Origin of the sequence: Nitrobacter sp. JJSN (assembly GCF_051912485.1) — a bacterium.
Lineage (GTDB): Bacteria > Pseudomonadota > Alphaproteobacteria > Rhizobiales > Xanthobacteraceae > Nitrobacter.
Genome location: NZ_CP196822.1, coordinates 145968 through 167603, shown reverse-complemented (window position 1 = coordinate 167603; position 21636 = coordinate 145968). Strand labels below are relative to the sequence as shown.

Sequence of the window (21636 nt, the reverse complement as noted above, 5' to 3'; positions counted from 1 at the left end):
CGTTTTCTTCACGCGAACCGGTACCCACTTCGCTCGAAAACGCTATAATCTAGCGCTGCAAACGGACGCCGAGCATTACAACCGTCGACGCCGAACTTGCGCCGGGAATGTTCGAACTCAGAATATCGCGGCGCACCTGCGCCTTGATCTGGAATTCGCGGGTCAGCTTGTAAACGAGATCGCCGGAAAGCGAGTAGATTTCGTCGGAGCGGGTTGAACCCTGATAATCCTGCGTGCCGTAGGTGAACCTGCCGATCGCGGTCAGCCAGCGGCGGAAATCGTGATCGATCTCGAAGGTATAGGTGCGCGTCAAGACACCGGAGACGTCGACCAGCGTGGATTCGTCGATCGACGTGATCGAGATGAACTTCGCCGTAGTCAGCGGCGTCGCCGACCATACCAGCGACGCGCTGGTGAGCAGACCGGTCAGATTGTTGAGACGTGGATCGACGTAGTTCCGCGCCGCATAGCCGATGGAGGCCTCGCCTATCAACAGACGCGTCAGCTCAAAGCTGGTCCCGACCTTGGCGTAACCGCCATTGGAATCGCGCTGGAAACCGCTGCGATCGAGCCGCGTGTCGTGAACGCGGGTGTCGGCCTCAACCTCACCGAACGGCTTGACGCCGGGCAGCAGATCGTAGCTCACGCGCGCCACGCCGCCATACTGGTTGAAGTTGCGATCGTCGTTGGTGGTAGACGTGCCATCCGTCAATTGCGAGTTCTGATAGGTCGTGCGGTCTACGGTCCCGTTCAGCGAAACTTGCAGCCGGTTGAAGTCGTGCTCAATGCCAGCCGTCCCGCCGGTGGTCGCATAGAGCGGATACCTCTCGAGGCCAGCCTGGATATTGGGACTGCCCGGATTGTCGGTGCCGATCCGCAACCGCAGCTCCGAATTGATGCGGGTATCGTGCGTCACGTCGAGACGTCCATCGACCTTGCCGGTGAAATCCGGCCGATCCACGTTCGTCGGTACGGGCGACACGATCGGCTGACCGGAGTTATCGACGCTAGGCGGAAATGTTCTGCCATACCCGGTGAACGATCCGCGCAGATCGACGATGACAGAGTGGCGCTCCCAATTGGATGCGGCGACAAATTCGGGCGATACCATGTAGAACGCCGAGCCCTCCGGCTTGCTGAACCGGCCGGGATTGGTGTCGTAGCCGCCCCATAGCTCGACCGCTGACTTGACGAGGAAGCTGCCGACATAATTGCCCACGGCGCCGAACGGATCGTCATCGCGCTTTAGGCGGCGGCGCGCGGGCTGTCCTTCCACCCTCCCCGCCATCGCCGGTGCGACTGGCGTCTTGTTCGCGGTTGATGAGGGCGGGACTGACAATGGCGGCGGCGGCGGAACAGCGACGAAATTGCCCGGCCCCGGCGGCTGTTTCGGTTTCCGTGTGCCGGGATAGGGTTTTGGCTTCTTGCGACGGCGATTGAGCGAGTCATAACCGGTGTCGCCGGCACCTTCTGCCGCGGGCACGCCGTAGGTGGGGATTCTGCCGATGCGCGACGGGGCTGCTATCGACGAGGTCGACTCGGCATCATCGCCACCGGTATCACTGGTCCGGCGCAGGTCAGAATTCTGCGGCTGAAAAAATCCGCCACGAGCCGGGTTCATGAGATCGCGGGTGAGTGTTTGCGCCTCCGCGACCGAGCATCCCGGAGCCATGAGGGCAAGGCAGGCCAGAGCCGCGCGCCATGTCGAAGCGCGCTGCCGGCGGCCCCTCGGTGGACCCCAAGTCACGATCAGAAAACTCCAGCAGAAACATATATTTACAAAAGCTCGCCGGAGGCGCGGCGGACCTTATCGTTAATGGAGTTAAAACAAGTATGGTTAATGGGCCGTTGAGAATGCGCTGGCTGCATCGCAGGAGCAGCCGTGCTAAGCACGGGCAAATGACCGGAACGGCGTTCTCCGTCCCATCACGGAACCAGGCATGACCTCAGTAAAATCAGGGACGGTGACATCCGCCATGACCGATCAGGCGAACGCGGCGATCGAGTCCGCGTTGCGAACGTTCGAGACGGAGGCCGGCGGCGTGACTGCGCTCGCTGCAGCGCTCAAATCCGATCTCGGTCCTGCATTCGTCGCTGCCGCCGACATGATCCGCAACGCCAAGGGGCGGCTGATCATCACCGGTCTCGGCAAGTCCGGCCACATCGGCCGCAAGATCGCAGCGACCTTCGCGTCGACCGGCACGCCGGCGTTTTTCGTCCATGCAACGGAAGCCAGTCATGGCGATCTCGGCATGATCACCGCCGACGATGTCATCATGGCACTGTCGTGGTCCGGCGAACAGCCGGAGATGAAAAACCTCATCACCTATGCCAAGCGCTTTCGTATCGCCCTGATCGCCATGACCGCGGAGCACGACTCAACGCTGGGCACCGCCGCCGATGTCGCGCTGGTGCTGCCGAAGGCGCGCGAGGCTTGCCCGCACAATCTTGCGCCGACGACGTCGTCGCTGATGCAACTGGCGCTGGGCGATGCACTCGCTATCGCATTGCTGGAAGGCCGCGGCTTCACCTCGGTCGACTTCGGCGTTCTGCATCCGGGCGGCAAACTCGGCGCGCTGCTGAAATACACGCGTGACCTGATGCACAGCGGCGACGCTGTCCCGCTGAAGCCGCTCGGCACCAAAATGTCCGATGCGCTGGTCGAGATGACATCGAAGGGGTTCGGTTGCGTCGGCGTCATCGACGGCCATGGGCACATCGTCGGCATCGTCACCGACGGCGACCTGCGCCGTCACATGCGCCCCGACCTGATGACCGCCAGCGTCGACGATGTCATGACCAGAAATCCAAAGACGATCGGACGCGACCTTCTGGCCAGCGAGGTGCTGGCAATCCTCAACTCGTCGAAGATCACGGCGCTGATCGTGACCGACGGGAAGAAGCCGGTCGGCATCGTGCATCTGCACGACCTGCTGCGCGCCGGCGTGGTATAACCATTTGCGCGCATCGTTCGGCCCGCGAGCGGCCGGACTGCTACGCCACAGCCACCGTGAGGCTCGCGCCGTCGGCCTTCACGACCTTCACCCGGCTGCCCGCCGGCGCATCCGGCCCCGCCACCCGCCAGATGGTGTCGTCGATCCGCACCGTGCCGGTGCCGTCGACGATCGGCTTCTCCAGCGTGAACACGCGCCCGACCAGCGCATCGGCGCGCTTGTTGAGAAACGGGCTGTTGCTGGCGCCCGGCTTCGCCCGCGCCACGCGGCGCCACAGCGGCACCGCCGCGACAGCGAACACGGCAAACATCAAAATCTGCATTTGCCAGGTCGGATCAATGACGAACGACAGCGTGCCGACCAGGAACGCGGCGAGTCCGAGCCAGAACAGGAACACACCCGGCGCCAGCAATTCGAGCCCCATCAGGATAAGGCCGAAGATGAGCCAGTTCCAGGTTCCCAGCGACGCGAACATGTCAGCCATAAAACGCTCCCTGATCCTACCTCTGCGACTGGGGCGGCGGCGGCACCGGCGCGCCCGCATTCGGCACCGCTCCCCGCCGGGTGGCCACCGCAGCGGCCGCCGCGCTCTCGCCGAAGGTGGCCTTGGCGATTTCGCCGATGCCGGCCAATGACGCCAGCATGCTGGTCGCTTCTATCGGCAGCATCACAACCTTCTGGTTTGGCGAATTGGCAAGCTGACCGAACGCCTTGATGTACTTGTCGGCGATGAAGTAATTGAGCGATGCCACATCGCCCTTGGCGATCGCCTCACTCACCATCCGCGTCGCCTGAGCCTCGGCTTCCGCCGACCGCTCGCGCGCCTCGGCATCGCGGAAGGCGGCTTCTTTACGGCCTTCGGCCTCGAGAATCTGCGACTGCTTCTGGCCCTCGGCCTTGAGAATCGCCGACTGGCGCTGGCCTTCAGCCTGAAGAATGTCGGCGCGCTTCTCGCGCTCCGCCTTCATCTGCCGGCCCATCGCCTGCACGAGATCGGCCGGCGGCACGATGTCCTTGATTTCGATGCGGTTGACCTTGAGCCCCCACGGAGACACCGCGGCGTCGACCACGCGCAGCAGCCGCTCATTGATCTCGTCGCGATGCGACAGCACCTGGTCGAGATCCATGGAGCCCATCACCGAGCGGATGTTGGTCATGGTCAACGTCACGATGGCCTGGTGGAGGTTCGCCACCTCGTAGCTCGCCTTGGCGGCATCGAACACCTGGTAGAAGGCAACGCCGTCCACGCTGACAGTCGCGTTGTCCTTGGTGATGACCTCCTGCTTGGGAATGTCGATCACCTGCTCCATCATGTTCATCTTGCGCCCGACCCGGTCGATATAGGGAACAATGAGATTGAGACCGGGATCGAGCGTCCGCGTGTACTTGCCGAACCGTTCGATGGTCCAGTCGTAACCCTGCGGCACGGTCTTGACGCCGGCTAACAGCGTCAGGATCACGAGCGCCACGAAGACAATCGCAAAAATATCGAACCCGGTCATGAAAATCTCCCTGCGGGGCGCAGTCCATCTGGAATGCGAGGCGTGCCCCGCGCGAGTGCAAAGCGGTGAACCCCCGGTTGGTCGCTACCGAAAGATGTAAGGTTCGATTGGCGGAAAGCGAGGGCGCGGCAGGCCGAACACCCTCTTCGTCATTGCCGAAGCCGCGTCAGCGGCTGTCGGGAATCCAATAACGCGAAGAGAATCCGTGAATACTGGATTCCGGGTTCGGCGCGGCGTTTGTGGTCGGACCGCGCTTTGCTCAGACCTGACTAGCGCCGCGCCTAAATCCAGCCCTGAAGCTCGCGCAGCACCATCTTCCGGATGACATCCATGCCGGGATCGCTGTCGTTCAGGCACGGAATCGCACTGAACTCCTCGCCGCCGTTATGGCGGAAGATTTCCGCATTCTCCTGCGCGATTTCCTCCAGCGTCTCCAGACAATCGGCGGAGAAGCCGGGCGTGACGATGGCGATACGCTTGACGCCGTCCTTCGCCAGCTTCTCGACAGTCTTGTCGGTGTAGGGCTGCAGCCATTGATCGAAGCCGAAACGCGACTGGAACGTCAGCATTAGCTTTTTCGCATCAAGCCCCATGCGCTTGCGCAGGGCCTCGGTGGTCGCCACGCATTGCGCCTGGTAAGGATCGCCCTTGTCGACATACGACTGCGGCATTCCGTGGAATGACGCCATGATAATCTCGGGCGTGAACGAGAGCGATGCGAGATGCGTCTCGATCGAAACCGCCAGCGCGTCGACATAATCGGGATCGTCGTAGTATGGCGGCGTCACTCGCAGTGTCGGCTGCGCGCGCATCTCGCCCAACACGCGAAATGCCTCGTCGCATACGGTTGCCGTCGTCGCGGCTGAATATTGCGGATAAAGGGGCACCACAAGCAGCCGGTCACAGCCCTGTGCCATCAGCGCCGCGATGCGCGAGCGCATCGACGGGTTGCCATAACGCATCGCCCAATCCACGACAACATGATCGTGATCCGCGATCGCAGCCGCAAGCTTGTCGGACTGCGCGCGCGTGATGGTCTTGAGCGGCGACTCGTTCTTCTCGGTGTTCCAGATCTTCAGGTAGTCGCGGGCCTTGCGGCGCGGGCGGGTATTCAGAATGACGCCATTCAGCGCCAACTTCCAGACCAGACCCTGCTTCTCGATGACGCGCGGATCGGACAGAAATTCCTTCAGATAGACCCGCAAGCCGCGCGCATCAGCGGTGTCAGGCGTGCCGAGATTGACCAGCAAAACGCCGACGCGCTCCCGCGGCGCACCCGCCGCGGTCTTGGCCTTCCCGATAGGAATAACGACCGTCATGCTGTCTGGATTCGCGCGCCTGCCCGTTCTTGTCAAGCCCGCGCATCTGCCGATACTGTTCCGAAATTGACCGCGAAGGGGGTTGGCATGACGGTCGCCGAATGGTGTGTCTTCGGGGCGGTCATTCTGTACCTGCTGACGATCGTGCCATTCAAGGCGCTGGGGTCTCCCGGCTTCGACAACGCTCGCCCGCGCGATCCCGTTTTCTACGACGATCCGCTGCGCGGCCGCGCGCTCGGGGCGCATCTGAACGGCATCGAGGCCTTTCCGTTTTTCGCGGTCGCCGTGCTGCTCGCGGAATTTCGCGCCTCGCCCCAGCATTTGATCGACGAGCTGGCGATCCTGTTCCTGATCGTCCGCGCCGCTTACGTCCTGACCTATATCGGCGACCGACCGACGCTGCGGTCGATCCTCTGGGGTGTCGGTTTTGCGATCAACACGGTAATCTTCTTCCTGCCTGCAGTCCGGCACTGGCTGCCTTAAGAGTCCAGCTCAAACGCCAGCCCGACCTCGGCCATCCACGTTGCGGTGCCCGACGATGAGTTTCGGCAAGATTTGAAGCGCCCTACGCCGCCTGCGGCGTTTCCAGTAGTCCGCGACGGCGCAACAGCGCGTCGGCTTCCGGCTTGCGGCCGCGGAAAGCGACATAGGCTTCTTCCGGATCGCGCGAACCGCCCGACGAATAGATGTCATCGTGCAGCCGCTTCGCGGTGGCCGGATCGAAGATGTCGCCGGTCTCCTCGAAGGCTCCGAAGGCATCGGCGTCCATCACTTCCGACCACATGTAGCTGTAATAGCCGGCCGCGTAATGATCGCCGGAAAAGATGTGGCCGAACTGGGTCGGCCGGTGCCGCAGTGAAATCTCGGCGGGCATGCCGATCTTCTCCAGCTCGGTGCGCTCGAAAGCCCCGACATCGCGAACCGCCGAAGCCGGCTGGCTGTGGAACTCCAGGTCTATCAGTGCCGAAGCCACGAATTCGACGGTGGCAAAGCCCTGGTTGAATTGTCGCGCCGCAAGGAAGCGCTTGAGCAGATCGTCCGGCAACGGCTCGCCGGTCTGATAGTGCTTTGCGAATTGCCGCAACACCTGCGGCTGCTCCTGCCAGTGCTCGTAAAGCTGCGAGGGCAGCTCGACGAAATCAATAAACACGCTGGTGCCCGACAGCGACGGATAGGTCACGTTGGACAGCATGCCATGCAGACCATGGCCGAACTCATGGAACAGGGTGCGCGCATCGTCCGGCGACAGCAGTGCGGGCTGGCCCTCCGCGCCCTTGGCGAAGTTGCAGATGTTGAGCACCAGCGGCGCGACCTCGCCGTCGAGCTTCTGCTGATCGCGCAGCGACGTCATCCACGCGCCGGACCGCTTCGAGGCGCGGGCGAAGTAATCCCCATAGAACAGCGCCTGATGCTTGCCCGAGGCATCCTTCACCTCCCAGACCCGCACGTCCGGATGCCAGACCGGGATATCGTTACGCTCCAAGAAGGTGAGCCCGAACAGCCGATTCGCGCAGTCGAAGGCAGCGGCAATCATGCCTTCCAGCGTCAGATACGGCTTGATCGCGGCGTCGTCGAAGTCGGCGCGGATCTGCCGCAGCTTTTCGGCGTAGTAGCGCCAGTCCCACGGCGCGAGGGTGAAGTTGCCGCCTTCCTCGGCGATCAAGGCCTGCAGGGCATCGCGGTCAGCGAGCGCCCGCGCCCGGGCCGGTTTCCAGACCCGCTCCAGCAGGCTGCGCGCGGCTTCCGGCGTCTTGGCCATGGAGTCCTCGAGACGGTAGACGGCGAAGGTCGGGTAGCCCAGGAGGTTTGCGCTCTCCTCGCGGAGCGCGAGGATCTCCACGATGGTCGCGTTGTTGTCGTTGGCGTTGCCGTTGTTGCCGCGCGCGGTGAAGGCCTTGTAGACCTTCTCACGAAGGTCGCGTCGATTAGAACTGTTGAGGAACGGCTCCATCGAGGAGCGCGATGTGGTCACGATCGCCTTGCCGGGCAGCGCGCGTTCCTCCGCAGCGGCACGCGCAGCCGCGACGAAGCTGTCGGGAAGGCCGTCGAGATCGTCCTCGCCGAGTTCCAGGAGCCATTCCTGCTCGTCGCCGAGCAGATGGTGGCTAAAGGTGGTGCCGAGATGGGCCAGCCGTTCGTTGATTTCGGCCATCCGCACCTTGGCGGTGTCGTCGAGGCCGGCGCCGGCCCGGTGGAAGCGCGTATAGGTGCGTTCCAGGAGGCGCAACTGCTCCGGCGTCAGTGCGAGCGTGGTGCGATTCTCATGTATTTGCGCGATGCGGCCGAACAGCACGGCGTTCATCATGATCGGGTTCCAGTGCCGCGCCATCCGCAAGGAAATATCCTTGTCGATCGCGAGCAGCGCCGGATTGGAGTGCGCCGACACTAGGTCGTAGAACACCGCCGATACCTTCGCGAGCAGCTTGCCGGAGCGTTCCAGCGCGGTGATGGTATTGGCAAAGTCCGGCGCCGACGGATCATGAGTGATGGCGGCGACCTCGGCGGCATGATCGATGAACGCCTGCTCGAAGGCCGGCAAGAAGTGTTCGGGCGTGATCTCTCCGAATGGCGGGGTCTGGAAAGGCGTCTGCCACGGCTTCAGCAGCGGGTTGTCCGGGCTGGAGACTGAACCGGAAGCCGGCGATTGAGGCGTGTCTGACATGAGCGTCCTGCTTTTGCCTTTTGCCCGTTGCTGCACATATTGCAGTTACGCGGATACATCGAAACTATAACATGCGACGGAGCTTTTTGGCGCCTTTGGCGCTTGCCGCGGCCGGCATTTTCAGAGAGATTGCCGCCCACGAATGGGACCCTTTTGACATGAGCTCGCAACCGTCCGCTTCCACCTCGCGCCAGATCGTCTGGCCCAGCGTCATCACCGTCATCTCGGCGGCGATCCTGATCGGCGCGGAAGTCTTCGGCGCAGCGTTCGCCGGCGGCTGGGCACTCGCCATTCTGTTCGGGCTCAGCGAAACGGAGGCGCACATCCTCCAGGCGGTGCTGTTCGCGATCGGTGTGTTTGTGATGGTCAACTTCATCCGCGCAGCCCAGCGCGTCGAACCCTTCGTGCGGCGCACCTGACAGAAGCCACTGCGGCACAAGGCTAACCTTGTCGCCTGCACGCGCGTCCCACTTATCGTTTCATTAAACAATTTGAACATCTGTTCATCTTCGGCCCGGGCCTCAGCGCCCTATCGACCGCGTCGTGGAGAAACCGCGCTGCGCATCAAAAAAAATCTTGCGAAGCCGGGTCAAAAGACATATCTCCGCTTCTGCCCAATTTCGCACGTGCCTGTGGTCGTGTGTCAGTCGGTAGGTATCCGGACAAGAGGCCGGACAGCCGCCAAGGGTGAAGTAGCCGAGGGTCGCTCAAGTCGGTCGTATCGATCGAGACTGAGAGGCCAGCATCTCTCTCCAGGGATGCCGTTGAAGGCGACTTCGCTCCTTGCAACCGTGACTGGCAGCCGGAGGCGAACCGGCGCACCCCGCTCTCAACGGGGGACGCGACTTAAAGCAACGACGGATCGGGCTTTTTTGGTCTCTACCGGCCTTCCACCGCCGGCGCGGGCTACTGAAAAGGCTTGTCCTTCATTGCCAGGTGTGCGGGCGGGATCATCCCAACCAATCCACGGCAGCACAGCTCGGTACTGAGTTCGAGGCATTGTCGCGTCTCCATCGTGCGGCACCGCCAGAGCACTCATGTCCGCGAACAATTTTTTGAACGGATCCCGTCGCTGGGCCGTTTGGGAGAGTGCTATGACCGAACGCATTCAGGAATTCCTGCGCAACCGCCGCAGCAAAGGCAACGACACCGAGCCCTGCCTCGTGGTCGATCTCGAAGTCGTGCGCGACAACTACCAGACCTTTGCGAAGGCCTTGCCGGACTCGCGCGTGTTCTACGCGGTGAAGGCCAACCCGGCGCCCGAGGTGCTGAACCTGCTGGCCACGCTCGGCTCGTGCTTCGACACCGCGACCGTCGCGGAGATCGAAATGGCGCTGGCCGCCGGCGCGACACCGGACCGCATCTCCTTCGGCAACACCATCAAGAAGGAGCGCGACATCGCGCGCGCCTACGCGCTCGGCATTCGCCTGTTCGCCGTCGACTGCACCGCCGAGGTCGAGAAGATCGCCCGCGCCGCCCCCGGCGCGAAGGTGTTCTGTCGCATCCTCTACGATTGTGCCGGCGCCGAGTGGCCGCTGTCGCGCAAGTTCGGCTGCGACCCGGAAATGGCGGTCGAAGTGCTCGACCTCGCCAGGCGTCTGAGCCTCGAGCCGGTCGGCATCTCGTTCCATGTCGGCTCGCAGCAACGCAAGGTGAAGGCGTGGGACCGTGCGCTCGCGATGGCCTCGCAAGTGTTCCGTGACTGCGCCGAGCGCGGGATCAACCTGACCATGGTCAACATGGGCGGGGGTTTCCCGACCAAGTACCTCAAGGACGTTCCGCCGGTCGTGCAGTACGGCCGGTCGATCTTCCGCGCGCTGCGCAAGCACTTCGGCAACCAGATCCCGGAGACCATCATCGAGCCGGGCCGCGGCATGGTCGGCAACGCCGGCGTGATCGAGGCGGAAGTCGTTCTGATCTCCAGGAAGAGCGACGACGACGAGAACCGCTGGGTCTATCTCGACATCGGCAAGTTCGGCGGCCTTGCCGAAACCATGGACGAGTCGATCCGCTACGCGATCAGGACGCCGCATGACGGCGCCGAGATGACGCCGTGCGTGCTGGCGGGGCCGACCTGCGACTCAGCCGACGTGCTCTACGAGAAGCAGCCGTATCCGCTGCCGGTGACGCTCGAGATCGGCGACAAGCTGCTGATCGAAGGCACCGGCGCCTATACGTCGACTTACTCGTCGGTGGCCTTCAACGGCTTCCCGCCGCTGAAGACGTATCACATCTGAGCGCTGGCTCCCCTTTCCGTTCGCGGAGAGGTGAAAGAGAACCGGGAGCCGGCCCGCCGGCTTCCACCCCGTCACAATCATTTGCTGACAACACTCCGCGGCCACTCGCCCGTCGGAGTGGGGACTGACGCGTCATGACTGCTGTTTTGAAAAAGACCGCCGCCTTCACCGAAACTGCCCCGTTCGCAATCCGCGCGGAACGCGCCTCCGACGGCGCCGCGCGCGAAGCACTGCTGGATGCGAACTTCGGAGAAGGAAGGCATGCGCGCACCTGCCAGCGCTTGCGCGATGGACGCGCGCCGGCCGATGGCCTCGCTTTGGCTGCGGTCGGCAACGGCAACCTGATCGGAACCGTGCGGCTATGGCACGTCAGCGCCGGAGGTGTTCCGGCGCTTGTCCTCGGACCGCTCGCCGTCGATGCATCCTGCCGCAAGCTTGGCGTCGGTACCGCATTGATGAAGCGCGCGCTCGGTATTGCGCAAGCGCGCGGCCATGGCGCGGTGATCCTGCTCGGAGACGCACCGTATTATTCACGCTTCGGCTTCTCGGCGCTCAGAACCGGCAGCCTGTCCCTGCCCGGCCCGTTCGAACGGGACCGGTTGCTGGCGGTCGAACTGCGGGCGGGCGCGCTTGAAGATGCTTCGGGACTGATCGTACCGACCGGCGCGCCAGCATCGATAGCGGAGCGATATCATGATCGGAAAATCCGGCGGCCGATGTCGCGCGCGGCGTGAACGGGATCAGCCGATGATAAGGCTCGCCCCGGCAAGCTGTGCCTTGACAACCACCACTCGCGCCAAGATGTCGCGGTCCGCGCATTGACTTCCGCGCGGATCGTCATACCTTTGAATAATGATGTCGAACGTTTGCAATAACCGTTTGTTGCTGCGCGCCGGTCACCTTCACGCAGGAAGCTGACCCGGGCGGACGCGCGTCCGTGCCGTCCGGGATATATCAAGTTCGACTGCATTCCCAACTGAACACTTCATCTTCCTGGCACATCGGGCGACGCATCATCGTCGCAAGTCGTGCCGTCCTGGTCGTGATTGTTTTCAATCACTCCACGATCAACCTCGCCACAGCCAACTCGCGGTGAACAACATGCTCGACAATCTGCAAACACGCCTCCCCGCCATCGCCATCAGCGCGCGCGATATCGATCGTCTGCGGCACCTGGCTGAAGCCGCGATGGAAAAATATCCCGCGACAGCGGAATTTCTCGCCCGTGAAATCGATCGCGCCGAAATCATCCCGGCTGATCGATCCATCCGCAATATCGTGACGATGCAATCCGAAGTGACTTTCATCGACGACATCAGCGGTCAGAAACGGACCGTCATTCTGGTTTATCCGGAAGACGCCGATGTCGATGCCGGAAAGATCTCGATTCTCACTCCCATCGGCGCAGCCCTTATCGGCTTGTCCGCGGGACAGAGCATCGAGTTTCAAACGCCGTCCGGCGGATGGCGCTCCCTGACGGTGATCGCGGTCGGGTCATCCTGGCCAGCATCGCCGACTCACGGAAAGTGACGGCGTGCCTATCTCCGCGCAAGCGAAGACAGGCACGTTACGTTATAAAATATCACCGCCATGACTGTGCTTTTGCAGCTGTCCAGCTTTTGTTTTGACGCGTTTTCTTGACGCGAACCGGTATCCACTTCGCTCGAAAACGCTATAGACTTGGTACATGCAGAGCAGCCACCATCATGATGACCATTCCCATCACGATCATGCGCGCCACGAACACGATCATGGCGGGAACGGGCACAATCATATTGGCCACGGTCATACCGCGAATTTCGGCCGCGCCTTCGCGATCGGGATCGGCCTGAATGCTGCGTTCGTCATCATCGAAGCCGGCTACGGCTTCACCGCGAACTCCACGGCGCTGCTCGCCGATGCCGGACACAATTTGTCCGACGTGTTGGGATTGGTGGTGGCATGGATCGCAGCCGTGCTGTCGCGGCGCCCACCGACGCCGCGTCTGACCTACGGCCTGCGCAAAACCTCGATCCTGGCTGCGCTGCTCAACGCGATCCTTCTGCTGATCGCATGCGGAGCGATCCTGCTCGAGGCGATCCAGCGCCTGATTCATCCCGAGCCGATCGAGAGCCTGACCGTGATCGTCGTCGCCGCGATCGGAATCATTATCAACGGTGTCACCGCGTGGCTGTTCGCATCGGGCCGCAACACCGATCTCAATATTCGGGGCGCCTATCTGCACATGATGGCAGATGCCGCTGTCTCGTTCGGCGTGGTTCTGGCCGCCACCGCGATCATGGCGACGGGATGGCTTTGGCTCGATCCGGCGATGAGTCTCGTCATCGTCGCGGTCATCGTCGCGGGCACATGGAGCCTTTTGCGCGAAAGTGCCGCGATGACGCTGGCAGCCGTACCTTCCGGCATCGATCCGGCCGCAGTGCGCGACTTCCTCGCCGAGCATCCCAACGTCGCGTCGATCCACGACCTTCATATCTGGTCGATGAGCACCACCGAAACGGCCCTGACCGCGCATCTGGTCATGCCGGCGGGAAATCCCGGCGATGCGTTCCTGATCGAGACCTGCCGTGAATTGCAGCGCCGTTTCGGCATCGGCCACACCACACTGCAAGTCGAGACATCGGCAGACGTCGATTGTGCGCTCGCGCCCGACCATGTCGTATGATTGTCCATGATCATATGACCGCGGCATGACAGCGCGAAACCGTGCGCGGGCCTTGATTTCATCGACGTTTTGTCGTTTTCAGGGGTTTCCAGCGGCCGCTTTTGCCGGTCCGCAATTTCCCGACAGTCTGGAGATATATGATGTCGTCCAATGCTTCGCCCGTGCATGCGCGCATCACCGGCCCGATCGTGATGATCGGATTCGGTTCGATCGGCAAAGGTACTCTGCCGCTGATCGAGAAGCATTTCGAATTCGACAAATCGCGCTTCGTCATCGTCGATCCGCACGCGGACGACACGCTGGCAAAAAAGCACGGCGTCAGATTCATCAAGCAGGCCATCACCCGCGACAACTATCACGACGTCCTTGTCCCGCTGCTGACGCAAGGCGGCGGCCAGGGCTTCTGCGTCAACCTGTCGGTCGACACCGGCTCCGTCGATCTCATGACCATGTGCCGCGAGATCGGATCGCTTTACATCGACACCGTGGTCGAGCCTTGGCTCGGATTCTATTTCGACAAAAGCGCCGGTCCGGAAAAGCGTTCCAACTACGCGTTACGCGAAACGCTGCTCGCCGCCAAGCGCAAGAGCGAAGGCGGAACCACCGCGGTTTCCACCTGCGGCGCCAACCCCGGAATGGTGTCATGGTTCGTCAAGCAGGCGCTGCTCGACATCGCGCGCGATACCAACACGCCGTTCAACGAACCGAAGAGTCGCGAAGGCTGGGGCCAGCTCGCGCACAAACTCGGCGTCAAGGGCATTCACATCGCCGAACGCGACACGCAGCGCTCGAAGAGGCCCAGACCGATGAACGTGTTCGTCAACACCTGGTCGGTGGAAGGTTTTGTGTCGGAAGGCATGCAGCCCGCCGAGCTTGGCTGGGGCACGCATGAAAAGTGGATACCCGAGAACGGCCGCAAGCACGACACTGGATGTCAGGCCGCCATCTATCTGCTGCAACCCGGCGCCAATACCCGCGTGCGCTCATGGTGCCCGACGCCGGGGGCACAGTATGGCTTTCTAGTCACGCACAACGAATCGATCTCGATCGCAGACTACTTCACGGTGCGCGATGGCCAGAACGTGATTTATCGCCCGACCTGCCACTACGCCTATCACCCGGCGAACGACGCAGTGCTGTCGTTGCACGAAATGTTCGGTGCGGAGGGCAAGATGCAGCCGAAGTGGCACATCCTGGACGAAAACGAGATCGAGGACGGAATCGATGAGCTCGGCGTGCTGGTCTATGGCCACGGCAAGAACGCCTATTGGTTCGGCTCACAGCTCTCGATCGAGGAAACCCGCCGCATCGCGCCGTATCAGAACGCCACCGGCATGCAGGTGTCGTCCGCCGTGCTGGCCGGCATGGTGTGGGCGCTGGAAAATCCGGAAGCCGGCATCGTCGAGGCCGACGAGATGGACTTCCGCCGCTGCCTCGAGATCCAGCGGCCCTATCTCGGCCCGGTGAAAGGCTTTTACACCGACTGGACGCCACTGACCGACCGCCCCGGTCTCTTTCCCGAAGACATCGATAGCTCGGATCCGTGGCAATTCAGGAATGTGCTGGTGCGGTGATCTCCGAAGAGATGCGGAAATAGCGATCGGAAACACATCGCTTCGGTCGAGCCTGCGTGCTCAGGGACGACGATAGCATCTGTCGCTATCCTACTTATCCCGAATCGGCGGAGCGACCTTCTCTGCCGGAGCGGGCGGAAGCGCCGGCTGAGTGCCCGCTTTTTGCGCATCGGCATCGGGCTGTGCGGGCTCAGGCGCGGGCGTGGTCGGACGGCTGCCGCCCGGCTCCGCTTCAGCAGGCCCATTCTGTTTACCAGCGGGCACGACAGGAGAGGTTTGCGGAGAAGGCACCTGGGCGATCTCCGATTGTCCCTGCGCGAGTTGCATCAGAGACACGCCAGACATGACCATACCGACCGCGACGACCGCGGTCGCGATCGCCAGATCTTTTCTGGCGTTGCGTTTTCTCGCATTGGCGTTGTGTTCGCTCACAGACATCGGTTCACCGCAAATCCTTTCGCGGGACCAACAGCTCGGCGCGGGCAAAGTTCCTGCTGGAACCGAAGGCCCGCGAACCACGCTCAACAAACCATGAATGGCCGTTTCGGAACCGGCTAGAGATCGACTAGCCCCGCGTCGCCATTCTGCAAGGCAAAAGCCAGCATCGAGCCTTTCGCATTCCATGCCAGCGCGGCGACAGGTGCATCACCGTCACGGCGAACGACGACTTTGGCGCCATTGGCGATCTTCACCATAAGGATAGTGCCGTTATCGTAGCCAGCGGCGAGGAAGTCCTGCGAGGGGTGGAACGCAACCGCGGTGACGCGCGCCTGCAACTGCGCCAGCATCATCGGCTCCTTGTCCATCGGCCCATCCTTGCTGGCGAAGGGCCAAACGACCACTCGGTCCGCGCCGGAGGTGGCCAGCAATTTTCCGCCCGTGTTCCATGAGAGCGATTTGACGCGGCTTGGGTAGCCGGTCATTTGCATGTGCTGCGCGTCGGCCAGCCGCCAGCCGTGCAGCGCCGGCTCGTGCATGGCGGTGACGATAAACCTGCCGTCCGGGCTGAAGATGACGCCGAGGTGCGAGCCGGCCCATTCCAGCCGCTCCGGTTGCGCCACCATGTTCGGAAACCATAGCGTCACGCCATTGTAGTGCGCGATCGCGAGCCGCAGGCCCTTCGGCGCGAACGCGAGTCCTCCAACACTCGAGGGCGCTTCGAGCGACTTTTCCTCGCCCTTGAGTCCGCGCACGAATGCGGTCTTGCCGACGGACCATGCAAGCGCGCCATCGGGATGGACCGCGACGTTGTCGATCCAGCGGCGTTTTGCGTCGGTCACAAGGACCGAACTCTCGCCCTTCATATCCAGCGCGACAACCTTGCCGTCGTCGCCGCTGGTGACGATCCGCGTACCGTCCGAAACCGACGACAGGATCGCGCCGCCATGAACGGTCACTGCGACCTTCTCGCCGTCGCTGGAAACCAGCGTAATCGTCTCCTCGTCCCCGACGAAGGCAGCGCGATCGCCTATGAAATACACGGCGGCAACCGGCATGCCGATGGAAACGGGGCGCACGCGTTCGCCGACCGAGGTGATGGAGTTCTGCTGCGGAGCGCTGGAGATGGTCATCACGCGGCGATGCAGTTCTGGAAGCCGTCGCGGATCAGCGCTTCCGGCAATTCGCGACCAATGAACACGAGACGGCTTTCGCGTTTCTCGTCGGGCTTCCATTCGCGCTGGCGGCTGCCCTCCAACATCATGTGAACGCCCTGGAAGACGTAGCGATCATCATCGTCGGCAAAAGCCAGAATGCCCTTGGAGCGCAGGATCTTCTGCCCCTCAGCCGCCAGGAGTTCCTGCAGCCATGGCATGAACTTTTCCTGATCGAGCGGTTTGTCCGAACGGAGCGACATCGATTGCATCTCTTCGTCATGATAGTGCTTCAGACCATGGTCATGGTCATGGTCATGGTCATGGTCGTGATCATGGTCATGATGATGGTCGGGGTCGTGGCCATGATCGTGATGATCATGGTGATGATCGTGATCGTCCTTGGCGAGGAAATCCGGCTCGAGTTCGAGGATACGGTCGAGATCGAACGCGCCGCGTTCCAGGACATCCGACAGCGCCACCTGGCAGCGCTCGGTGCGATGCAGCTTGGCATAGGGATTGATGCCGCGTATCCGCGCTTCGACCTCGGCCAGCTCGGACTTGGATACCAGGTCAGTCTTGTTGAGCACGATGACATCGGCAAAGGCGATCTGGTTCTTGGCTTCGGGCGCATCCTTCAGCCGCTCGCTCAGCCACTTGGCGTCGGCGACCGTCACCACCGCATCGAGCCGCGCATTCTTCTGCACGTCCTCATCGACGAAGAAGGTCTGCGCCACCGGGGCCGGATCGGCGACGCCCGTGGTCTCCACGATGATAGCGTCGAACTTGCCCTTGCGCTTCATCAGTCCCTCGAGAATGCGCACGAGGTCGCCGCGCACCGTGCAGCAGACGCATCCGTTGTTCATTTCGAACACTTCCTCGTCGGCGCCAATGATCAGGTCGTTGTCGATGCCGACCTCCCCGAATTCGTTGACGATCACGGCGTATTTTTTGCCGTGATTTTCGGAGAGGATACGATTCAGCAGCGTGGTCTTGCCGGCGCCGAGGTAGCCGGTGAGCACGGTCACGGGGATTTTCGTCGAGGCGGGAGCGTTTACATCAGACATCAATTCCACTCGTGGCTGCTCCCCTCCCCTTGCGGGAGAGGCTGGGGTCAATGGCACACGGACATTCAGCGACCGCCCTGGCCGCTTCGCGACCGACCCTTCCAAGGGGAAGAGCAAAAAAAGGCGCCGCCCGGCTATTTCGCCAGTGCGCTCGTCAGCGCCTTTATATTATGCCTGACCATGTCAATGTAAGTGGGGGCGTCGCCCTTTTCGTCGCTCAAACTGTCGGAATACAGTGTCCCGCCGACCCTTGCCCCGGCTTCGGCGGCGATTTGGCGGATCAGCCGCGGATCGCTGAGATTTTCCAGAAAGATCGCCGGGATTTTGGCGGTTCTGATCTGGGTAACGGTCGCAGCGATGTCACGCGCGCTTGGCTCGCTATCGGTCGAGACGCCCTGCGGGGCGATGAAGGCGATCCCGTAAGCTGCCTCGAAATAGCTGAAGGCGTTGTGGGTCGAGATCACCTTGCGGCGCTCGGGCGGAATCCGGGCTACCGCCTCACCAACCTCGCGATCCAGCGCATCCAATTTCATCAGATAGGCAGCCGCATTGGCCCGATAAGCCGCTTCCCCCGGGGGATCAGCCGCGATCAGCGCGTCGCGAATATTGGCGACATAGATCTTGGCATTGGCGACGGATTGCCATGCATGTGGATCCGCTGAACCCTCGCTGTGGCGCGCGCCGGACATTTCACCGGCAGCGCTTCCGCGCGACGGAACGCCTGTGGTTGCAACGACGATCGCCGCGTGACCGCCGGAGGCCTGCACCAGCCGCGACAGCCAGCCTTCGAGACCGAGGCCATTAACAATGACCAGCTTCGCGGCCGCGACCTTCCTGGCGTCTGCCGGCGTCGGGGTAAACACATGCACGTCGCCGTTCGTCCCGACCAGCGTCGTGACATCGGTCCGTGCGCCTCCGACGGCCCTCGCGAAATCGCCGAGGATCGAGAAGCTCGCGACCACTTCAACGCGATCCTGAGCGCGAGCGGGAGCCAGTGCAGCCAGCACGATCGCGATTACCCAGAATGCGAGACGGCGAGACCGCGCCATGGCGTCCATCATCATGCTTCAAGATGGGGTGCGGGGAAAAGCTGCCGAAGCACCCCGCCGACGCTTCCGAACAGCACCGACACGACATAGAGCGCGGAGGCCATCAGGATGATCGCCGGCCCGGACGGCACCTTGCTGTGAAACGACAGCACCAGTCCGGCGTAACCCGACAGCATCGCGCTGACGACGGCGATCATCATCATGCCGGTGATGTCGCGCGACCAGAATCGCGCAATGGCGGCCGGCAACACCATCAGCCCGACCGCGAGCAACGTGCCAAGGGCATGAAAGCCATTGACCAGGTTCACGACGATCAACGCCAGAAACGCCAGATGCGCCGGCGCTCCGGCGCGGCTCACGGTCCGCAGAAACAACGGGTCGACGCATTCGATCACCAGCGGGCGGTAGATCACGGCGAGAACCACAAGCGTCAAGGTGGCATTGACCGCAATCACCAGCAGCGTCTGGTTGTCCATCGCAAGAATGTTACCGAACAGCACATGCAGCAGATCGACGTTGGTACCCTTGACCGACACGATGGTGACGCCGAGCGCCAGCGACGCCAGATAGAAGGTCGCCAGCGAGGAATCCTCTTTCAATTCGGTGACGCGCGACACCACCCCCGCCAGAATCGCCACCGCGAATCCCGCGATCAGCCCGCCGGCAGTCATCGCGAACAGATTGAGGCCCGACAGCAGGAAGCCGATGGCCGCGCCCGGCAGGATCGCGTGCGCCATCGCATCGCCGACGAGGCTCATCCGCCGCAGCATCAGGAACACGCCGATCGGCGCGGCGCCGAGCGCGAGCGCAATCGCCGCCGCCAGCGCACGGCGCATGAATTCGAAATCGGCGAAGGGAGCGACCAGAAAGTCGTAGACCATGAATGCCTCAGGCCGCGCGCGGCGGCAGCACGTGCGCCGCGCAGGCGGCAGCACCGTCGTCGAAGGCTTCGCACATCTGCCGGGCCCGCGACAGATTGTCTGATGTCAGCACCTGCGCCGTCGGGCCCCACGCCACCGCGCCGCGCGCGAGCAGCAGCGTCTGCGGAAAATTCGCACGCACCAGATCCATGTCGTGCAACGCCGCGAGCACCGTGCGCCTCTCCTCATGCCATCGCCGCACCAAAGCGAGCAGATCGGCCGACGTCTTGGCGTCGATGGCGTTGAACGGCTCATCCAGCACGATCACGGCTGCATCCTGCAACAGCACGCGCGCGAACAGCATCCGCTGCATCTGCCCGCCCGATAGCGTGCCGATGGGACGATTTTCGAATCCGTTGAGGCCGACGGCCGCAAGGGCTTCAACGATCCGCCGACGCTCGCGCTTGCCAAGTCCACCGAACGCACCGGTGGAGCGCCACAACCCGGAGCCGGTGAAATCGAACACCGAAATCGGAAAGCTGCGGTCGATCTCCGCGCTCTGCGGCAGATAGGCGATGTCGCGGACATCGAGATCGCCGGAAGCGATCGATCCGGCCAGCGGCTTCAGGATGCCGACGATGCCGCGAAACAGCGTCGACTTGCCCGCGCCGTTCGGGCCGACCACCGCCAGCAGCTCACCGGATGCGATCTCGCCGCTCAGATGATGCACGGCAGGGTGCCGGTCATAGCCGAGGGTAACATCGCGAAACTGCAGCTGCGCCGTCATTTCATCGCCAATACGACGGCAACCCAAAGGCTGAGGCTGACCGCAAGCGCGGTGCCGAGCCGCGTAATCAGCGCCATCCGCAGAATCGACCACGGCACCACCTGGGAGGGATGCGGCGAGGACGGCCCGTGGGTATGTCCATGGGCGTGTCCATGCTCATGAGCCTGAGCATGGTCGCGGTCGTGAGAATGGAGCACTTGATACGCTTTCCGGCCCCGGAACGAGACAAGGAGCCAAACTGCCAATATCTGGCCTATAATCGTTATATTATAACATCACAGGTGTCCAGCGGACAACCCCACTACCCGACGTAGGGCCCATCACGGCCTCGGCGCGGCAAGGCAAGGTCGCCCCCACGCGGTCAGGGCTGATAAAAAAGGCGGCACAATCGTGCCGCCTCCCTGAACTCTCATACCGGGCATTCGCCCGAAGCAACTATCAGCCGACCTTGGAAAACAGTTCGTCGACGTAATCCCAGTTCACCAGGCTATCCAGGAACGCCTTGAGGTAATCGGGACGGCGGTTGCGGTAGTCGATGTAGTAGGAGTGCTCCCAGACATCGCAGCCAAGGATTGGGGTCGCGCCGTGAATCAGCGGATTTTCGCCGTTCGGTGTCTTGGACACTTCGAGCTTGCCATTCTTCACCTGCAGCCAAGCCCAACCCGAGCCGAACTGCCCGGCGCCCGCGGCGGCAAAATCGGCCTTGAATTTGTCCAGACTGCCAAAATCCTCGGTGATTTTCTTCTCCAGACGGCCGGGCAGCTTGTTGCCGCCACCGTTCGGCTTCATCCATTTCCAGAAATGGAGATGGTTATAGTGCTGGCCGGCATTGTTGAAGATGCCCACGGACGCGCTCTTGCCATACGAGCCCTTGACGATGTCCTCGAGCGATTTGCCCTCGAATTCGGTCCCCTTGATCGCGTTATTGCCGTTTGTCACGTAAGCCTGGTGGTGCTTATCGTGATGATATTCCAAGGTTTCCTTGGACATATGGGGCGCAAGCGCGTCATGGGCATAAGGCAGGTCCGGAAGCGTGAAGGTCATGGGTTATTATCCGAATGGTGGGAGAATTGGTGGAGATGAAAGAATCCTGACGAGCCCTTTACGAGGGTTCCTTCGCCAGCAGAGACTACAATAGCGTTACATACCATAACGTAAGAGCGGTCAACGCCGGGTATCCAGTCTTGCAGGCCGCGTATTCGCGAGACGCGCAGCTCGTTGCCCACACCTGCTTGCCGCCCGCTCGCGATCCAGCCATCTCGCGATCCGGCCACGGCGACCTCCACGGCGCGAGCAGGCAATCGCTGAGACATCCTGTCGCGACAGCTACATGGCTTCGCCCTGCCACGTTGCACGACTCCGTTTTTT

21 protein-coding genes are annotated in these 21636 nt (G+C 62.3%); 8 read left to right on the top strand and 13 right to left on the bottom strand.

The window, feature by feature from the left end:
• Positions 1–49: 49 nt before the first annotated feature.
• Positions 50–1672 carry an outer membrane beta-barrel protein gene (locus ACSZOQ_RS00875; protein ID WP_439924241.1) on the bottom strand — a complete coding sequence of 541 codons (1623 nt, stop codon included), beginning with the start codon at positions 1670–1672 and terminating at the stop codon, positions 50–52.
• A 268-nt stretch (positions 1673–1940) separates the two neighbouring features.
• Here ACSZOQ_RS00875 and ACSZOQ_RS00870 point away from each other — a divergent pair, with 268 nt between their 5' ends.
• Positions 1941–2954 carry a KpsF/GutQ family sugar-phosphate isomerase gene (locus ACSZOQ_RS00870; protein WP_439924240.1) on the top strand — a complete coding sequence of 338 codons (1014 nt, stop codon included), beginning with the start codon at positions 1941–1943 and terminating at the stop codon, positions 2952–2954.
• Positions 2955–2994: 40 nt separating this feature from the next.
• On the opposite strand, the gene ACSZOQ_RS00865 is transcribed toward ACSZOQ_RS00870, so the two are convergent.
• The 3 genes from ACSZOQ_RS00865 to hemH all read right to left on the bottom strand — a co-directional run bounded on the left by ACSZOQ_RS00865 (position 2995) and on the right by hemH (position 5775).
• Entirely contained in the window at positions 2995–3438 is a 444-nt protein-coding gene (locus ACSZOQ_RS00865; protein ID WP_439924239.1) for an NfeD family protein, read from the bottom strand.
• Positions 3439–3454: 16 nt separating this feature from the next.
• A complete protein-coding gene (locus ACSZOQ_RS00860) occupies positions 3455–4456 on the bottom strand; it encodes an SPFH domain-containing protein (protein ID WP_439924238.1) in 1002 nt (333 codons plus the stop codon).
• A 281-nt stretch (positions 4457–4737) separates the two neighbouring features.
• The gene (hemH, locus tag ACSZOQ_RS00855; protein WP_439924237.1) at positions 4738–5775 is read right to left on the bottom strand and encodes a ferrochelatase; all 1038 of its coding nucleotides are present in this window, start codon (positions 5773–5775) and stop codon (positions 4738–4740) included.
• A gap of 87 nt (positions 5776–5862) precedes the next feature.
• Here hemH and ACSZOQ_RS00850 point away from each other — a divergent pair, with 87 nt between their 5' ends.
• The gene (locus ACSZOQ_RS00850) at positions 5863–6258 is read left to right on the top strand and encodes an MAPEG family protein (RefSeq protein WP_439924236.1); all 396 of its coding nucleotides are present in this window, start codon (positions 5863–5865) and stop codon (positions 6256–6258) included.
• Between the two features lie 82 nt (positions 6259–6340).
• On the opposite strand, the gene ACSZOQ_RS00845 is transcribed toward ACSZOQ_RS00850, so the two are convergent.
• The gene (locus ACSZOQ_RS00845) at positions 6341–8437 is read right to left on the bottom strand and encodes a M3 family metallopeptidase (protein ID WP_439924235.1); all 2097 of its coding nucleotides are present in this window, start codon (positions 8435–8437) and stop codon (positions 6341–6343) included.
• Positions 8438–8595: 158 nt separating this feature from the next.
• On the opposite strand from ACSZOQ_RS00845, the gene ACSZOQ_RS00840 reads away from it, so the two are divergent.
• The 6 genes from ACSZOQ_RS00840 (at position 8596) to ACSZOQ_RS00815 (ending at position 14913) form a co-directional block, all read left to right on the top strand.
• Positions 8596–8856 (top strand): hypothetical protein, encoded by a 261-nt coding sequence (locus ACSZOQ_RS00840; protein ID WP_439925893.1) that lies wholly within the window; start codon positions 8596–8598, stop codon positions 8854–8856.
• Positions 8857–9531: 675 nt separating this feature from the next.
• Positions 9532–10674 (top strand): type III PLP-dependent enzyme, encoded by a 1143-nt coding sequence (locus ACSZOQ_RS00835; RefSeq protein ID WP_439924234.1) that lies wholly within the window; start codon positions 9532–9534, stop codon positions 10672–10674.
• Positions 10675–10808: 134 nt separating this feature from the next.
• A complete protein-coding gene (locus ACSZOQ_RS00830; RefSeq protein ID WP_439924233.1) occupies positions 10809–11408 on the top strand; it encodes a GNAT family N-acetyltransferase in 600 nt (199 codons plus the stop codon).
• Between the two features lie 367 nt (positions 11409–11775).
• Entirely contained in the window at positions 11776–12204 is a 429-nt protein-coding gene (gene rnk / locus ACSZOQ_RS00825; protein ID WP_439924232.1) for a nucleoside diphosphate kinase regulator, read from the top strand.
• 157 nt (positions 12205–12361) lie between these two features.
• Positions 12362–13339 carry a cation diffusion facilitator family transporter gene (locus tag ACSZOQ_RS00820; protein WP_439924231.1) on the top strand — a complete coding sequence of 326 codons (978 nt, stop codon included), beginning with the start codon at positions 12362–12364 and terminating at the stop codon, positions 13337–13339.
• 137 nt (positions 13340–13476) lie between these two features.
• The gene (locus tag ACSZOQ_RS00815; RefSeq protein ID WP_439924230.1) at positions 13477–14913 is read left to right on the top strand and encodes a homospermidine synthase; all 1437 of its coding nucleotides are present in this window, start codon (positions 13477–13479) and stop codon (positions 14911–14913) included.
• 90 nt (positions 14914–15003) lie between these two features.
• On the opposite strand, the gene ACSZOQ_RS00810 is transcribed toward ACSZOQ_RS00815, so the two are convergent.
• The 8 genes from ACSZOQ_RS00810 to ACSZOQ_RS00775 form a co-directional block, all read right to left on the bottom strand.
• Complete coding sequence (locus ACSZOQ_RS00810) at positions 15004–15351, bottom strand: hypothetical protein (RefSeq protein ID WP_439924229.1); 348 nt, start codon at positions 15349–15351, stop codon at positions 15004–15006.
• 116 nt (positions 15352–15467) lie between these two features.
• The gene (locus ACSZOQ_RS00805; RefSeq protein ID WP_439924228.1) at positions 15468–16484 is read right to left on the bottom strand and encodes a WD40 repeat domain-containing protein; all 1017 of its coding nucleotides are present in this window, start codon (positions 16482–16484) and stop codon (positions 15468–15470) included.
• The gene (locus tag ACSZOQ_RS00800) at positions 16484–17572 is read right to left on the bottom strand and encodes a CobW family GTP-binding protein (protein ID WP_439924227.1); all 1089 of its coding nucleotides are present in this window, start codon (positions 17570–17572) and stop codon (positions 16484–16486) included. The genes ACSZOQ_RS00805 and ACSZOQ_RS00800 overlap by 1 nt, the downstream gene beginning before the upstream one ends.
• Before the next feature lie 134 nt (positions 17573–17706).
• On the bottom strand, positions 17707–18636 hold the full coding sequence (locus ACSZOQ_RS00795; protein ID WP_439924226.1) for a metal ABC transporter solute-binding protein, Zn/Mn family: 930 nt from the start codon (positions 18634–18636) through the stop codon (positions 17707–17709).
• Positions 18633–19502, bottom strand: coding sequence for a metal ABC transporter permease (locus tag ACSZOQ_RS00790; RefSeq protein WP_439924225.1), 870 nt, complete (start codon positions 19500–19502; stop codon positions 18633–18635). Before ACSZOQ_RS00790 ends, ACSZOQ_RS00795 begins: the two co-directional genes overlap by 4 nt.
• A gap of 7 nt (positions 19503–19509) precedes the next feature.
• A complete protein-coding gene (locus ACSZOQ_RS00785) occupies positions 19510–20268 on the bottom strand; it encodes a metal ABC transporter ATP-binding protein (protein ID WP_439924224.1) in 759 nt (252 codons plus the stop codon).
• Entirely contained in the window at positions 20265–20465 is a 201-nt protein-coding gene (locus ACSZOQ_RS00780) for a hypothetical protein (protein ID WP_439924223.1), read from the bottom strand. The genes ACSZOQ_RS00785 and ACSZOQ_RS00780 overlap by 4 nt, the downstream gene beginning before the upstream one ends.
• Before the next feature lie 241 nt (positions 20466–20706).
• Complete coding sequence (locus ACSZOQ_RS00775; RefSeq protein ID WP_439924222.1) at positions 20707–21312, bottom strand: superoxide dismutase; 606 nt, start codon at positions 21310–21312, stop codon at positions 20707–20709.
• Positions 21313–21636 lie beyond the last annotated feature (324 nt).

Excerpts from the sequence above, each read along its gene's own strand:
- ACSZOQ_RS00875 (WP_439924241.1), bottom strand. The coding sequence starts at position 1,672 with ATGGCTCCGGGATGCTCGGTCGCGGAGGCGCAAACACTCACCCGCGAT.
- ACSZOQ_RS00870 (WP_439924240.1), top strand. The coding sequence starts at position 1,941 with ATGACCTCAGTAAAATCAGGGACGGTGACATCCGCCATGACCGATCAG.
- ACSZOQ_RS00865 (WP_439924239.1), bottom strand. The coding sequence starts at position 3,438 with ATGGCTGACATGTTCGCGTCGCTGGGAACCTGGAACTGGCTCATCTTC.
- ACSZOQ_RS00860 (WP_439924238.1), bottom strand. The coding sequence starts at position 4,456 with ATGACCGGGTTCGATATTTTTGCGATTGTCTTCGTGGCGCTCGTGATC.
- hemH (WP_439924237.1), bottom strand. The coding sequence starts at position 5,775 with ATGACGGTCGTTATTCCTATCGGGAAGGCCAAGACCGCGGCGGGTGCG.
- ACSZOQ_RS00850 (WP_439924236.1), top strand. The coding sequence starts at position 5,863 with ATGACGGTCGCCGAATGGTGTGTCTTCGGGGCGGTCATTCTGTACCTG.
- ACSZOQ_RS00845 (WP_439924235.1), bottom strand. The coding sequence starts at position 8,437 with ATGTCAGACACGCCTCAATCGCCGGCTTCCGGTTCAGTCTCCAGCCCG.
- ACSZOQ_RS00840 (WP_439925893.1), top strand. The coding sequence starts at position 8,596 with ATGAGCTCGCAACCGTCCGCTTCCACCTCGCGCCAGATCGTCTGGCCC.
- ACSZOQ_RS00835 (WP_439924234.1), top strand. The coding sequence starts at position 9,532 with ATGACCGAACGCATTCAGGAATTCCTGCGCAACCGCCGCAGCAAAGGC.
- ACSZOQ_RS00830 (WP_439924233.1), top strand. The coding sequence starts at position 10,809 with ATGACTGCTGTTTTGAAAAAGACCGCCGCCTTCACCGAAACTGCCCCG.
- rnk (WP_439924232.1), top strand. The coding sequence starts at position 11,776 with ATGCTCGACAATCTGCAAACACGCCTCCCCGCCATCGCCATCAGCGCG.
- ACSZOQ_RS00820 (WP_439924231.1), top strand. The coding sequence starts at position 12,362 with ATGCAGAGCAGCCACCATCATGATGACCATTCCCATCACGATCATGCG.
- ACSZOQ_RS00815 (WP_439924230.1), top strand. The coding sequence starts at position 13,477 with ATGATGTCGTCCAATGCTTCGCCCGTGCATGCGCGCATCACCGGCCCG.
- ACSZOQ_RS00810 (WP_439924229.1), bottom strand. The coding sequence starts at position 15,351 with ATGTCTGTGAGCGAACACAACGCCAATGCGAGAAAACGCAACGCCAGA.
- ACSZOQ_RS00805 (WP_439924228.1), bottom strand. The coding sequence starts at position 16,484 with ATGACCATCTCCAGCGCTCCGCAGCAGAACTCCATCACCTCGGTCGGC.
- ACSZOQ_RS00800 (WP_439924227.1), bottom strand. The coding sequence starts at position 17,572 with ATGTCTGATGTAAACGCTCCCGCCTCGACGAAAATCCCCGTGACCGTG.
- ACSZOQ_RS00795 (WP_439924226.1), bottom strand. The coding sequence starts at position 18,636 with ATGATGATGGACGCCATGGCGCGGTCTCGCCGTCTCGCATTCTGGGTA.
- ACSZOQ_RS00790 (WP_439924225.1), bottom strand. The coding sequence starts at position 19,502 with ATGGTCTACGACTTTCTGGTCGCTCCCTTCGCCGATTTCGAATTCATG.
- ACSZOQ_RS00785 (WP_439924224.1), bottom strand. The coding sequence starts at position 20,268 with ATGACGGCGCAGCTGCAGTTTCGCGATGTTACCCTCGGCTATGACCGG.
- ACSZOQ_RS00775 (WP_439924222.1), bottom strand. The coding sequence starts at position 21,312 with ATGACCTTCACGCTTCCGGACCTGCCTTATGCCCATGACGCGCTTGCG.